Source organism: Pseudomonas sp. LBUM1657, assembly GCF_059716075.1.
This window is the reverse complement of sequence record NZ_CP166799.1, coordinates 2,637,465-2,650,832: the sequence shown is the minus strand read 5'-3', so window position 1 is coordinate 2,650,832 and position 13,368 is coordinate 2,637,465. Positions and strand designations below refer to the sequence as shown.

The following is a 13,368-nucleotide window of genomic DNA, read 5'->3' as shown; positions in this document are numbered from 1 at the left end:
GCGAACACCGTCGAACGCTCCCGTACTGACTGACCCGTCGTCGATCACAGACAAAAAGAATAGGAAAACCATGGCCATTGTTCGCCCTACCCTCGACCAACTGCAGGACATCGCTGGCCGGCTGAATATGCAGCTGACCCACGAGCAGGCAGCGGAATACCTGGCACTCATGCAGCCAAGTTTCGACGCATATGACTTGGTCGACGAGTTGCCGGATTTCACCCCGCCGGTGCGCTACGACCGCAGTTCGGGCTATCGCCCGTCGAACCCGCAAAACCTGCTCAACGCCTGGTATTACAGGACCGAGGTGAATGGCGCCCGTAAGGGCAAACTTGCTGGCAAGACTGTTGCGCTCAAGGACAACATCTCCCTGGCTGGCGTCCCGATGATGAACGGCGCCGCCCCACTGGAAGGCTTCGTACCGAACTTCGACGCTACCGTGGTCACCCGTTTGCTCGACGACGGGGTCACCATTCTGGGCAAGGCGACCTGTGAGCACTACTGCCTCTCCGGTGGTAGCCACACCTCTGATCCGGCGCCCGTACATAACCCGTATCGGCACGGTTACGCCGCTGGCGGCTCCTCCTCCGGCAGCGCTGCGTTGGTGGCAGCCGGCGAGGTGGATCTGGCGGTTGGCGGCGATCAAGGCGGCTCGATCCGCATCCCTTCAGCGTTCTGCGGCACCTATGGCATGAAGCCGACCCACGGTCTGGTGCCCTACACCGGGATCATGGCGATCGAGGCCACCATCGACCACGCCGGTCCAATCACCCGCAACGTGCGTGATAACGCGCTGATGCTGGAAGTCATGGCCGGTGCCGACGGGCTCGATCCTCGCCAGGCGGCCCCTCAAGTCGACGCCTACTGCGACTATCTGGAGAGAGGTGTGAGCGGGCTGCGGATCGGCATCCTGCAGGAAGGCTTCCAGCTGGCCAATCAGGATCCACGTGTTGCCGACAAGGTACGCGGCGCCATCGCCCGACTCGCAGCCTTGGGAGCTCGCATAGAAGAGGTCTCCGTTCCCGAGCACAACCTGGCAGGTTCGCTGTGGCACCCCATCGGCTGCGAAGGCCTGACCATGCAGATGATGCATGGCAATGGCGCAGGTTTTAACTGGAAGGGGCTCTACGACGTCGGCCTGCTGGATAAACAGGCCGGTTGGCGCGAACAAGCGGACGCATTGTCCGCGTCGCTCAAGCTGTGCATGTTCGTCGGCCAGTACGGCCTGGAACGCTACAACGGTCGTTTCTACGCCAAGGCACAGAACATCGCACGTTTCGCCCGGGCCGGTTACGACAAGGCACTGGAGACCTATGACCTTCTGGTCATGCCGACCGTGCCGATCATTGCCCAACCTCACCCCGAAGCCGATTGTTCGATCACCGAGTACGTGGCCCGTGCGCTGGAAATGATCGGCAACACCGCGCCGCAGGACATTACCGGCCATCCGGCCATGTCGATCCCGTGCGGCCTGGTGGACGGCCTTCCCGTTGGGTTGATGTTCGTTGGCAAGCACTATGCCGAAGGCACGATTTACCAGGCGGCGGCAGCGTTCGAAGCCGCTGTCGACTGGAAGACGTTGTAAACCTGCCTCCCCCCCAAACCTCCCGGATATCAATAAAAAAACCGGGGGGCAGTTCTTCACTTTTTTGACCGTGTTAAACCGATGAGGAGTTACACCATGAGCGCCACTGTATCCCCAGCATCCACTTCGACGCCCAGCGAGCGGGCCTGGGCCTTGTTCAAGGTTATGAAAGACAAGGAACTGATTCCAGAGGGCTATATCGAGCAGCTGACCGAATTGATGGTGCACCAATGGAGCCCGGAAAACGGCGCCCGTGTAGTCGCCAAGGCCTGGGTCGATCCACAGTTCCGGGAGTTGTTGCTCAGAGACGGCACCGCAGCGTGCGCGCAGTTCGGTTTCACCGGCCCGCAAGGCGAATACATCGTGGCCCTGGAGGATTTGCCCCAGCTGAAAAACGTCATCGTCTGCAGCCTGTGCTCTTGCACTAACTGGCCGGTCCTGGGGTTGCCGCCGGAGTGGTACAAGGGTTTTGAGTTCCGTGCACGTCTGGTTCGTGAAGGACGCACCGTGCTGCGTGAGATGGGCACAGAGTTACCAAGCGATGTGGTTGTCAAAGTCTGGGATACCAGCGCAGAAAGCCGCTACCTGGTCCTGCCCGTAAGGCCCGAAGGCTCCGAGCACATGAGTGAAGAAGAGCTTCAGAAACTGGTGACCAAGGATGTGCTGATCGGGGTTGCCCTGCCCTGCGTACGTTGACCCAAAAGACTCTTCTTCTAATTTTCGGAGGTTTTTATTATGGATGGCTTTCACGATCTCGGTGGTTTTCAAGGCTTTGGCAAGGTTCCCCATGTCATCAATAGCCAGGATTACAAGCAAGTATTCAAACAAGAATGGGAACACCTGGCTTACAGCCTGATGTTTATCGGCGCCGACCAGTTAAAAAAATTCAGCGTCGACGAAATCCGTCACGCCGTCGAACGACTTGATGTCCGCCAGCACGTTGGCACGCAATATTACGAACGCTACGTCATTGCCACGGCCACCTTGCTGGTCGAAACCGGCGTCATTACCCAGCACGAACTCGATCAGGCGCTGGGTTCACCCTTCAAATTGGCCAACCCTCCCCACGACAAGGGCCGCCCCGCCATCACCGGCCGCCCGCCATTTGAAGTTGGCGACCGGGTGGTGGTTCGCGACGAATACGTGGCCGGCCACGTGCGGATGCCGGCCTACGTGCGCGGCAAGGAAGGCATCATCCGACACCGCACCTCGGAAAAATGGCCGTTCCCGGATGCCATCGGCCACGGCGATTTGAGCGCGGCGCACCAGCCGACCTATCACGTTGAATTTCGCGTAAAGGATCTGTGGGGTGATGCCGCGGACGATGGCTTCGTGGTCGTCGACCTGTTCGAAAGCTACCTGGACAAGGCCGTCGACGCGAAAACGGTGGCCGCATGATTGACGGGGCCCTGTCGGTCCGGTTGCCGGTGACGGTCCTTTCGGGCTTCCTCGGCTCCGGCAAGACGACCCTGCTCAACCACATCCTGCGCAACCGCGCAGGTATGCGGGTCGCGGTCATCGTCAACGACATGAGCGAAGTCAACATCGACGCCGAGGACGTGGCGCGCAATGTGTCGCTGCACCGCGGCAGCGATGAACTGGTCGAGATGAGCAACGGCTGCATCTGCTGCACACTGCGCGCCGATCTGCTTGAGCAGATCAGCCTGCTGGCGCGACAGCAGCGCTTCGATTACCTGCTGATCGAGTCCACCGGAATCTCCGAACCGATGCCGGTCGCCGAGACCTTCGCCTTCCTCGACTCGGAAGGTTTCAGTCTGAGCGAACTGGCGCGGCTCGATACCTTGGTCACCGTCGTCGACGGCAGCAACTTCCAGTCGCTGTTGGCCTCGCGGGACACCGTCGGCGGCGATGACGAAACGGGAACGCCATTACGCCACTTGTCCGACCTGCTGATCGAACAGGTGGAGTACGCCAACGTCATCCTCGTCAGTCGGCTGGACCTGATTGGCGAGAAAGGCTTTCTGGAACTGAGCGCCCTCCTCGCGGGCCTCAATCCGAAGGCGGAAATCCTGCCCATGACCCACGGTGCCGTCGATCTGTCGAAGATCCTCGACACCGGCCGCTTCGATATGCCGAGTCTGGTGCAGTCACCCGGCTGGATGAAAAGCCTGGAATCGAGTGACGATCGTCCTCCCGAGTCGGACACCTATGGAATTGCTTCGTGGGTGTATCAGGAGCGTGCGCCACTCCATCCGCAGCGTTTGCTGGAGTTCCTGCAGCTGCCTTGGCAAAACGGGCGGCTACTGCGTTGCAAAGGCTACTTCTGGGTTGCCAGTCGGCATCTGGACATCGGCATGCTGGTGCAAAGTGGCGGGCAATTTCGTTGGGACTATGTCGGGCGCTGGTGGACATTCATTGCGCAATCGCAATGGCCTCAGGATGACTATCGCCGCGAAGGGATAATGGCCAAATGGGACGAGATCACCGGGGATTGCCGGCAGGAAATCGTCTTCATCGGTCAGGGTATCGACCTGGATATTTTGAAGCGGCAACTGGACGCCTGCCTGCTGACCCCTCAAGAGATCATGGCAGGTCCACAGACGTGGCCAACCTTGCCAGGCGCAACAGCCTTCGACCTCAAGGCATTGTCACCCTGATCGCTCGGCGACCCTCCATTCAATGCACCCACTTTAGCGAGGTGTGAGTTGACGGGAGATTTGGCACAAAATGGCACTGTGTGCCCCGCACAGCATTTTTATTATAGAACAATTACTTAGCTCTCTTTTTAGTGCCAAAGTTGCCGCAAAGCCAAAAAGCAACTTTGAAGCTGTTTTAGCGGGGGTATTTGGCACTGAACCCTGTTCTAACGCCCGTCGCTGCTGTTTGCGCCGATTTTCTCTTCCAGTCGCACGGCGTTGGTCTCAGAGGAATTGGGTTCTTGCCGATCAGCAGTATCGAGCGCGGCCAAGTAACGGCTGATGCTCGATTCAATTTCTTCCATTCGCCGCTTCATTTTGGCGCTGTTGAAATTGCGGTCGCGGTTGTTGACCGCCTTGAATTTGCTGCCGTCGATGGCGACCAGATTTTCTCCGAATAATCCCAACTGCTGACAGAGCACAACGAACTGGCGGCAGACGCCTCGGATGGCATTGCTGTTGTCTTTTCGGAAGTTGACGATGGTCTTGAAATCCGGCATCAAACGCCCAGTCAGCCACATCAGTTCGACGTTGCGCTGGGCTTCTCGCTCCAGACGTCGACTTGTCTGAATACGGTTGAGGTAGCCGTAGATATAGATCTTCAGCAGGATCACGGGATGATAAGCAGGTCGGCCAATATCCGCCGGTATGACGCCTTCAAAGCCCAGCTTGACCAGGTCGAGTTCGTCGACGACGCGCACCGGATTGGTATCGCTGACGTAGTCGTCGAGGCTTTCGGGAAGCAAGGTGCTTTGACCTCGATGATCACCTTGAATGAAGCGCTTCATGGGCGATTGCCTTCCTTTGCCGGTACTCACGCGGGGAACAGGCATGCAGGCTCCTGAACACCCGTGAAAAATGCGCGGCATCCTGATACCCCCAGGCGAACGCAATGTCGGTGATCGAACGGTGCGCCAGCGCCGGCTCCAGCAAAGACAACGCCGCCTGCTCCAGACGCTTGCGTTGAATGTAGCGGCACACCGATTCGTTGTCGCTCTCGAACAACCGGTACAACTGCCGTACTGACATGCGCATCTGTTCGGCAATACTTGCCGGGCTCAATTGCGCACTGCTCAGTTGCTCGCGAATCAAACGCTCTGCCTGCAGGCGCAGGGAGTCCACCGGCACATTACGCAGATCGTATTGCATCACCGGTTGCAGTAGCGAGATCAATGCGTTCTCAAGCGCCCCGCCCTCTTCGGCATTGGCCCAGTGGTCCAGCTCGCCGGAAGCGACCTGGCGAACCATGGTGCGCAGCAATTGGCCGCTCATGCCCACGGTCGACAGCTTGCCGTAACGACAAGCCTGACCGCGCAAGGCATCAAGTTTATCCCGAGGAAGGTGGATCGACACATGTCTAAACAGTCCGCGAGGCAGCATCTCGATTGCCCGTGCCGAATCCAGCAATGCCAGTTCGCCTACCTGCAGTTGCAAGGTATGGCTTTCCAGGCGAATTTCCATAGCCCCCTGCTGTTGCAGCACCAGAAAGCAAAAGCGATCGTCGGCGCGATCAGTGCTGCCTTTGCGGCGGCTGATGGAGCCGGCGTTGCTACGGATATGGGCGACCTCCGTGCCACCCAAGTTACGCCGCTCGATTTCGCCTATGAACAAGGACTGGCTATGGGCATAGCGCGTGGCGAACCGACCGCAGACCTCCTCGACGTTGAGGTTCCAGTGGTGTAGGTCGGTAGCAGCGTGCTCAATCATGAGGCCCTCCTGCGGTGCGGCGCGTATATTTAATGCACCTTTCACGTGATTTAGGAGATTTATTCCCGTTTCCATATGCTATGCATACAACGCGCCAAAACAGGGATGGCCGATCGCTCAATAACGAATCATCACCGACTTCAACTCAGTGTAATCCTCGATGAATGCACTGCCGAACTCCCGTCCTACACCCGACGCCTTGCTTCCGCCGAAGGGTACCGAAGGGTCGAGGAAGGTGTGCATATTGACCCATACCGTGCCCGCCTCGATCTGCGGAATCAGGCGCAACGCCTTGCTCAAATCGTTGGTCCAGAGACTCGCAGTCAGACCATAAGGCGAGTCGTTCATCCACTCCACCAATTGCTGCTCATCATCGAACGGCAGCACACAGACGATCGGGCCAAACGTCTCTTCGTGCAGCAACGGATCGTCCGCTCCATTGGCCAGGACCACCGTCGGTTCGACGAAGTATCCTGCCCGCTCCACAGCACGGCCGCCGCATACCACGCGGTTGCTCGCATGAGCACGCCGGAAGAAGCCGAGAATTTTTTCAAAGTGCACACTGTTGGCTAGCGGCCCAAACTGCGCTTCGGCGTCCAGCGCGTTACCGATGCGCAATTGCCCCAGCGCCTTGCCTAGTTTCTCGGTTAACTCAGCGACCAGCGAGCGGTGCACGTACAAACGCTCCGGCGCCGCGCACACTTGCCCCTGATGGACGAAGGCCGTCTGCACAATGCCCGCCACCGCGCCATCGATGTTGGCATCGGCAAGAAACGCCGCGGCGTTCTTGCCACCCAGTTCCAGCGTTGCGCGGGTCAGGTTGGCTGCCATCGCCGCCTTGCCCACCGCCAGGCCGGTCGGCACTGAACCAGTAAAGGCGACTTTGCGCACCTGGGGATGTTCGATCAACTGCTGGCCAATCGAGCCGCGACCGTTGAGCACGTTGAACACACCCGCAGGAATGCCCGCTTCGATAGCCAGCTGCGCGATACGCAGCAGGGTCAGGGGCGTGAATTCGCTGGGCTTGATCACGACGGTGCAGCCTGTGACCAGTGCCGAGGCGATCTTCCAGATGCCGATCATTACAGAAAAATTCCACGGGACGATACCGGCTACTACCCCCACCGGCTCACGACGAGTAAACGCGGTGTACTGCTCGCCGGCAAAGGACGGTAGAGACGGCGTCATGGTCTCGCCAGTGATCTTGGTCGCCCAGCCGGCAAAATAACGCAGGAACACTACGCTTTGAGCGATCTCCAGACCGCGCGCCAGGTTGATTGACTTGCCCGAGCACACAGCTTCAATCTGCGCGAGTTCGTCACCGTTGGCTTCGATCAGGTCGGCCAGCTTGTTCAATAACACGCCTTTGACATAGGGCAACGTCTGCGCCCAGCTGCCCTTGAAGGCTTTAGCGGCGCCCGCGACGGCACGCTCGACCTCGGCCGCCGAGGCCTCATGGACGTTGGCCACCGTTAGCGCGGTAGATGGGTCCACCACTGCGAAGGTGGGCGTCTGTGAGTCGGCCTGGTATTGGCCGTCGATGAAATGCCCATGCTCGCGGGCGAGAAATGCCTGCACTGCAGGCAGCAGTTGAATGTCGGTCATGATGCCGTTTCCTTGAAAAGTTTAGAGAGGCAGCGCGATGTTCAGCCAGAGCTTGTCGCCCTCGGGGCGGTTCTGCACATCGAACTCGTGCTGCACCCGAATGGCGACGTTGATGCCGTTCTTCGCCGTGTAGGCCGCCTGCGGACCCAGTGCGAAGGCACGGCCCTTGAAGTCGCCCAGTACCGCGCCGTCACCGCTGTCACCAGTAAGCTGCTTGTAGGCGTAGCCGCCGACACCGAAGGCCCATTGGCCGACATGCTTGGCCGCAACGAAATCGGCATGCAGTTCGTTGCCAGAACGATAATCGGTGGCGTGGTTCTCGAAGTTGTAATCGAACATGGTCTTCATCGAGAACTCGTAGCCGGCAGGGTTCAGATAGGTGAAGTCCACCAATGGCTCGATCGTCAGATAGTTGCGTCCAACGTTGGCCAGATCGTTCTTATCGTAGTTGCCGGTAGGCAGGTACAGGTCCACCCCGGTAATGACGTGCCAATTGCCGAAATGCCAACCGAGTGCGATCGGGTCGAAGATGAAATCGCCGATACCGTCCTGCCGCTGACGCCCGCCGTTGAGGTTCTTGACGTTGACATCGGCGTACACGAGGAACGCATGCATGGCCCAGTCGCCGCCGAGGATTTTCTTATCGGTGACATGGATCAGCCGCGCGATGCTGGCGAAAGTGGCGACCTCGAAATCATCGAACACCGGCGACTTGTTCTTGAACGAGTCGGCGCTGTAGAACATGTTGTAATTGACCAGATAGGTTCCCGCCGGCGGCATGTAGCCGGTAAGGAAGCCCTCGCTACCGTTGGCGTACGCGCCACCCCCGCCTTCAGTGCCCCAGGCCAGGTTCGACAGGGCTAGCCCCAACCCTATTACAGCCAGTTTCTTGTACATGCGAATACCTTTTTGCAGACGACAGGAGGCCGTCCCGCCGCCCATCGGCGGGATCGTTACGAAGGACGGTCAAGGGTTGGGTTTGGCGTTCCGGGTGCTTTGCGGCACCCGAGCAGCAGGCTCTTGGCCGAAAACGGCCGCCGGGTTGAGGATGAAGTGGGCTCCGCGCTCGCCGATCATGATCGACGGCGCATTGGTGTTGCCGCTCGGTACCTGCGGGCAGATCGAGCAATCGACCACACGCAGGCGTTCAACGCCATGCACGCGCAATTGCAGGTCGGTTACTGAGGTGGCCGGATCGGTTCCGATGCGGCAGGTGCCGGCAGGGTGATAGACGGTCTTGATGTTCTGGCGCATCCATTTCTCGATGGCGGCGGTGTCATCCCAGCGCACGTTATTCGGTTCGATTACCTCTTTCACCAGCTTAGCGAGCGCTGGCTGCTGGAGCATCTTGAGGCCCAATTGCACGGCGCGGATCTGGCCGGCCACGTCTTGCGGGTCGGCCATGAAATTGGCATCGATGCGGATCGGCGCCTGTGGGTCGCGGCTGCTGAGCAGTACCTGTCCACGGGATCTGGGTTGCAAGTGGCCGACTTTGATGGTCAAGCCGTGTGCGCCCGCAGCGGCCTTTTCACCTGGAGTGTTGTCAAAGTTATCGAGCACCGGGAGGAAGTGCAGCTGGATATCCGGACGACCGCCTTCACAGGTGTCGACAAAGGCGCCGCCCTCGAGGATGTTCGAGGTCATCAGCCCGGTGCGCGTTGTCAGCCACTGTGCGACGTGCTTGAGCGCCCTGAGACCCTTGTCTTCACCGAAAAAACTGTTGTTGCCATGGATAGTGGCGTTCACCGACATGTGCAAGTGGTCGTGAAAGTTCTTGCCGACCGGAGCGTCTACCAGGCACTCGATGCCCATAGCCTCCAGGTGCTCCCGGGGGCCGACGCCCGATAGCATCAGCACTTTCGGGCTGCCGATGGTTCCCGCGCTGACCACCACTTCGCGGCGGGCAGTGGCGCGTACTGTCCTGCCGTCAGCGCCGCTGTATTCCACACCCACGGCCACGCCTTGGTCGATAAGCACCTTGTGCACCAAGGCATCGGTGACCACGGTGAGATGGCCGTCACCTTCTACCGCTTTGAGGTAAGTACGTGCGGTGCTGGCGCGCGCGCCATTGCGGGTGGTGGTCTGGTAGAAGCCTATTCCGTCCTGGCGGGCTCCGTTGAAATCGTTTACATAGGGTACGCCAAGCTCCTGGCCGGCGCGTACGAAGGCCATGGTCAGCGGGTGACGGTAGCGGCTTTCGCTGACAGGCAGCGGCCCGTCCTGGCCGTGGTACTGGTCGCCAAGGCTTTCGTTGGCCTCGGCCTTCTTGAAGAACGGCAGCACGTCGTCATAGGACCAGCCAAGGCAGCCCCACTGATTGGCCCAGTCGTCATAGTCCTGGTGCTGGCCGCGAATGTAGATCATGCCATTGACCGAGCTGCCACCGCCGAGCACTTTGCCTTGGGCGATAATCATCTCGCGGTTGTTGCAGTGCACCTGGGGCACTGTCATGTACGGCCAGGACTTCTGCTGGAAGACCTTGACCACTGTCGCCGGCATGCTGTGGAACGGGCTGTTGTCCTTGGTCCCGGCTTCCAGCAACAGGACCTTGCCGGCCTTGGCCTGGATCAGCCGCGCCGCCACCACGCAGCCAGCAGAGCCGGCCCCCACCACGATATAGTCGAATACTTCGCTCATTTCAGGCTTCCGGTCGGTAAGGTTCGCAGGGTAGCCCGCGCTACATGGGCGCGGGCCTTGATGGCTTCAATTAAAGCGCGTGGCAGCCCGCGATACTTGCCTGGCGCTGACAAGAACTTGGACAATCTCGCCAGCCCGAAAAACGGTTTAATGCAGAGGTGAAAACGCCGCCGGAAGGTACACCGTCGACTGCATCTCGCGCAGCTGTGGCGCGGAGTTCTCCGGAGGCCAGACGCCGTCGCGGACAGCTCGGGTGCGCACGTCCAGGCGTTGTTCGAGCGAGTCGTAAGGCCAGATGTGCAGGTATCGCGGCAACTGACCGTCGGTGGCGTAGAAGGCTGCATACATCGGGGAGTAGTGCGCGCTGGTTCGCGGCCCTACCGCTTTTTCCCAGCCCTTGAGCGTGGGTGCCAGGCCCGATGGCACGAGGTCGTATACGCGAAGTTCGTAGAACGGCCCGTGGCGCCCGGCAGGCAGCGGCTGGATAAAGGGAAACAATGTGTAGTTTTCAACGCGCATGTCCGTCAGATACGCCTCGATGCCAAACGCGTCGGCACACAACAGATAACGTTCGCGCTCAGCCTGGCGAGACGCCTCGTCGGCAAAACCACGCAACACCGCGATCTGATTCAGCGGGCCGATTTCCGACGCCCAGCAGCCGATCAGTTTTACTGCGGCGTCATCGACAACCAGGCGCTGCTCCAGACAAGCCATGGCAGTGGCGACAGTGCGCACCCGCACGGTGAACGTGATCAATTCGTACAGCTTCATGACAACCTCGATTCAGGACCAGTCAAATGCGTGGATGACCTTCATCCACCACGAAAAAACCGACGCAGCCATAACGGCGCGCCGGTTGTGCAACCAGGTCGTGAAGCTGTCGCGATCACACGTCAGCTCCGCGCTCAGGACGTTGCCACGCCACCGTTGAACACCGGCGACAGCCCCATCAACTCAAGCTTGCGGGTGAACTCACCCAGCCTCTGCAGTTTGTAGGCCTCCAGGTCAACGTCCTGGTAATCATAAAAACCCTGACCTTCACGCAGCCCGTTCCGTCCTTGCGCCATGTTCTCGGCAATGACTTTGGGTGGCAGGAAACGCGGATCGATGGCTTCAGCCAGGTAATGGGAGGCATAGAACAGAATGTCGCCGCCGCCCCAGTCGATAAACTCAAGCATCCCCAGCACGGAGAAACGCAGACCGAAACCGACGCGAATCGCGGTGTCGATGTCCTCGGCGCTGGCCACTCCCTCCTCGACCATTCGCGCTGCTTCATTCATCGCCAGTGCCTGGATTCTCGGCACGATGTAACCGGCTGCCGGGGAGCATTGCACGGGCACTTTGCCAATTCGCTTGAGCAATGCCATCAGGCGTTGCACCACCTGCGGGCAGGTGTCCTCGCTGCGGCTGACTTCGACCAGCGGCATCAGGAACGCCGGGTTGAGCCAATGGGCATTGACGAAGCGTTGCGGGTGCGTAACCAGTGCCGCCAACTGCGTCACCAGAAAGGTCGACGTCGTCGATGCAATCACTGTTTCATCGCCACATGCCGCACTCAGCCAAGCGAAAGTCCGGGCCTTGAGTTCAAGCACTTCAGGCACTGCTTCGAACACGACGGCGGCACTGTGCAGATCGTCGCCACTGCCCTCGCGATCACTCAAGCGTAAATGGCTCAGCACCTGTTCGACTTGTGCCGGATGGAGTGTTCCCAGGCGTGCAAGCGTCGCCAGTTCGCCGCGCAAGTGACCCTCGATCTGGCGGAAGTAGCGGTCTTGCGCCGCATGATCACGTTGCTTGATATCGATCAGGGTCACCGGCAGTCCGGCGAACATGAACGCCAAGGCAATGCCCTCGCCCATGCGCCCCGCGCCGACGACACAGATGCGTTGCGTATCGGCGCTCATGCCTGCAATCCCTGGCTCAGGTACTGCGCCATTTCGCTGCGGCTCAGTTGATCCAGTCCGAGGTTTTCCAGGGTTCTACCCTCGGCGTACAGGTCGATGCCACTGACCACCGTGGCCAGACTCAACAAGCCTTGAGCGACCGGCGTCGGCACGCCGGCCCAACGCCCGACCGACACCAGAAACGATAAGCCCAGTCGTGTGTCTTCAAGCATGTAGCGGTGCTTTTGCAAGTCGATGTCTTCACGCCAGTCGCCGCTGTCGGTCAGTTTGCCGTGAGCGCCGCGACCGTACATCCACTCATCGCCGTCGGTGGCGTAATGATCGGCCAGCGGGAAATGCGGCGCGCCATAGCCCAGCGCTTCACGAACGGAAATACGCTCGGCGTCGAGGGCATTGGTCACGCGACGAATCGAAGGCACAGTGCCTTCGTTGTGAATGTCCCAGGTCTCGAAATGCTCAAGTGGACCCGCGTTCATCAGGATCAACGGCGGATGAATGATCGGCCCGGCGTTCATCAGCGCGCCGCTGAGCGCATCTTCGATGGGTTCGATGCTGGGGTAAGCCTCGCGCAATACCGCGAACGCCGACTTGCTCAAACGACTCGGAAAAACCCCGGTCGGCAGACGGGTCGCGTAGCCGCTGATCACCACCTGGTTATCGCCATGTTTGCGCGCCAGATAGGGCAAGGTGCCGGTCTCGGCAAACGCCACCTCACTGTGATTCCCCACCTTCGCCATTGCCTGGGAGAACACGATGCTGCCGAACGTCCCCGGCGGCAGGAACACCACTTGTCCGTCGCGCAACAAGGGAGCCAGTTCGCTGGCAAGGGCCTCGTGGGAGGTCGACGGCAAGGCAATGACCAACAACTGTGCATCGGCGATGGCCTGTGCCAGATCGGCCGTCAAGGTCAGGGCATCCCCGACCTGCCCCAGGCTCAAGCGTCGTTCGCCACGAAAGTCGCGCACGAGCAGATGGCCGAGGCCTTGCAGTTTTTCCAGCGCAGCACTGTCCCGGCGCCACAACCGCACCGAATGGCCTTTCTCCGCCAACTCTATCGCTGCCGCGTAGCAACCGTGACCACCGCCGATAACACTGATATTCATGAAAGCACTCCTGTAGAAGAGCCTCGATCCTAGCAACGGCCCCGGCGAGCCACTGCCCGAAACGCGCAAGCGTCATTCCGATTCTGCAACGCAATAAACGGGTCGAGTGCGACCACAATCAGTGTGGGAGCGGGCTTGCTCGCGAAGGGGCCGGTGCATTCAACATTGAT

Annotated in this window: 11 protein-coding genes and 1 pseudogene; 4 read left to right on the top strand and 8 right to left on the bottom strand. The window is 59.8% G+C overall.

Going from position 1 to position 13,368, the window contains the following annotated elements:
- The first annotated feature begins 70 nt into the window (after positions 1-70).
- From ACA055_RS12280 to ACA055_RS12265, 4 genes are all read left to right on the top strand, one after another.
- Positions 71-1,585, top strand: coding sequence for an amidase (locus ACA055_RS12280; RefSeq protein WP_497683870.1), 1,515 nt, complete (start codon positions 71-73; stop codon positions 1,583-1,585).
- Between the two features lie 96 nt (positions 1,586-1,681).
- The gene (nthA, locus tag ACA055_RS12275; RefSeq protein WP_497683869.1) at positions 1,682-2,281 is read left to right on the top strand and encodes a nitrile hydratase subunit alpha; all 600 of its coding nucleotides are present in this window, start codon (positions 1,682-1,684) and stop codon (positions 2,279-2,281) included.
- Positions 2,282-2,320: 39 nt separating this feature from the next.
- Entirely contained in the window at positions 2,321-2,983 is a 663-nt protein-coding gene (gene nthB, locus ACA055_RS12270; protein WP_497683868.1) for a nitrile hydratase subunit beta, read from the top strand.
- Positions 2,980-4,203: a GTP-binding protein gene (locus ACA055_RS12265; RefSeq protein WP_497683867.1), complete on the top strand. Its 1,224-nt coding sequence runs from the start codon at positions 2,980-2,982 to the stop codon at positions 4,201-4,203. The genes nthB and ACA055_RS12265 overlap by 4 nt, the downstream gene beginning before the upstream one ends.
- Positions 4,204-4,436: 233 nt before the next feature.
- Here the strand turns inward: ACA055_RS12265 and ACA055_RS12260 are convergent.
- The 8 genes and pseudogenes from ACA055_RS12260 to ACA055_RS12225 form a co-directional block, all read right to left on the bottom strand.
- Positions 4,437-5,030: pseudogene (locus tag ACA055_RS12260) on the bottom strand (transposase); the annotation flags it as partial.
- Entirely contained in the window at positions 5,008-5,949 is a 942-nt protein-coding gene (gene feaR, locus ACA055_RS12255) for a transcriptional regulator FeaR (protein ID WP_497683866.1), read from the bottom strand. The pseudogene ACA055_RS12260 and the gene feaR, both read right to left, overlap by 23 nt.
- Before the next feature lie 117 nt (positions 5,950-6,066).
- Positions 6,067-7,554 (bottom strand): aldehyde dehydrogenase family protein, encoded by a 1,488-nt coding sequence (locus ACA055_RS12250; RefSeq protein WP_497683865.1) that lies wholly within the window; start codon positions 7,552-7,554, stop codon positions 6,067-6,069.
- Positions 7,555-7,575: 21 nt separating this feature from the next.
- Entirely contained in the window at positions 7,576-8,451 is an 876-nt protein-coding gene (locus ACA055_RS12245) for a SphA family protein (RefSeq protein ID WP_497683864.1), read from the bottom strand.
- Between the two features lie 69 nt (positions 8,452-8,520).
- A complete protein-coding gene (locus ACA055_RS12240; protein WP_497683863.1) occupies positions 8,521-10,191 on the bottom strand; it encodes a GMC family oxidoreductase in 1,671 nt (556 codons plus the stop codon).
- Positions 10,192-10,338: 147 nt separating this feature from the next.
- The gene (locus ACA055_RS12235; RefSeq protein ID WP_497683862.1) at positions 10,339-10,962 is read right to left on the bottom strand and encodes an NIPSNAP family protein; all 624 of its coding nucleotides are present in this window, start codon (positions 10,960-10,962) and stop codon (positions 10,339-10,341) included.
- 134 nt (positions 10,963-11,096) lie between these two features.
- Positions 11,097-12,095, bottom strand: coding sequence for a 3-hydroxybutyryl-CoA dehydrogenase (locus tag ACA055_RS12230; protein ID WP_497683861.1), 999 nt, complete (start codon positions 12,093-12,095; stop codon positions 11,097-11,099).
- Positions 12,092-13,198 (bottom strand): NAD/NADP octopine/nopaline dehydrogenase family protein, encoded by a 1,107-nt coding sequence (locus ACA055_RS12225; RefSeq protein WP_497683860.1) that lies wholly within the window; start codon positions 13,196-13,198, stop codon positions 12,092-12,094. The genes ACA055_RS12230 and ACA055_RS12225 overlap by 4 nt, the downstream gene beginning before the upstream one ends.
- Between the last annotated feature and the right edge of the window lie 170 nt (positions 13,199-13,368).

Bases quoted from the DNA above. Each gene is read 5' to 3' on its own strand.
- ACA055_RS12280 (WP_497683870.1), top strand. From the start codon at position 71: ATGGCCATTGTTCGCCCTACCCTCGACCAACTGCAGGACATCGCTGGC.
- nthA (WP_497683869.1), top strand. From the start codon at position 1,682: ATGAGCGCCACTGTATCCCCAGCATCCACTTCGACGCCCAGCGAGCGG.
- nthB (WP_497683868.1), top strand. From the start codon at position 2,321: ATGGATGGCTTTCACGATCTCGGTGGTTTTCAAGGCTTTGGCAAGGTT.
- ACA055_RS12265 (WP_497683867.1), top strand. From the start codon at position 2,980: ATGATTGACGGGGCCCTGTCGGTCCGGTTGCCGGTGACGGTCCTTTCG.
- feaR (WP_497683866.1), bottom strand. From the start codon at position 5,949: ATGATTGAGCACGCTGCTACCGACCTACACCACTGGAACCTCAACGTC.
- ACA055_RS12250 (WP_497683865.1), bottom strand. From the start codon at position 7,554: ATGACCGACATTCAACTGCTGCCTGCAGTGCAGGCATTTCTCGCCCGC.
- ACA055_RS12245 (WP_497683864.1), bottom strand. From the start codon at position 8,451: ATGTACAAGAAACTGGCTGTAATAGGGTTGGGGCTAGCCCTGTCGAAC.
- ACA055_RS12240 (WP_497683863.1), bottom strand. From the start codon at position 10,191: ATGAGCGAAGTATTCGACTATATCGTGGTGGGGGCCGGCTCTGCTGGC.
- ACA055_RS12235 (WP_497683862.1), bottom strand. From the start codon at position 10,962: ATGAAGCTGTACGAATTGATCACGTTCACCGTGCGGGTGCGCACTGTC.
- ACA055_RS12230 (WP_497683861.1), bottom strand. From the start codon at position 12,095: ATGAGCGCCGATACGCAACGCATCTGTGTCGTCGGCGCGGGGCGCATG.
- ACA055_RS12225 (WP_497683860.1), bottom strand. From the start codon at position 13,198: ATGAATATCAGTGTTATCGGCGGTGGTCACGGTTGCTACGCGGCAGCG.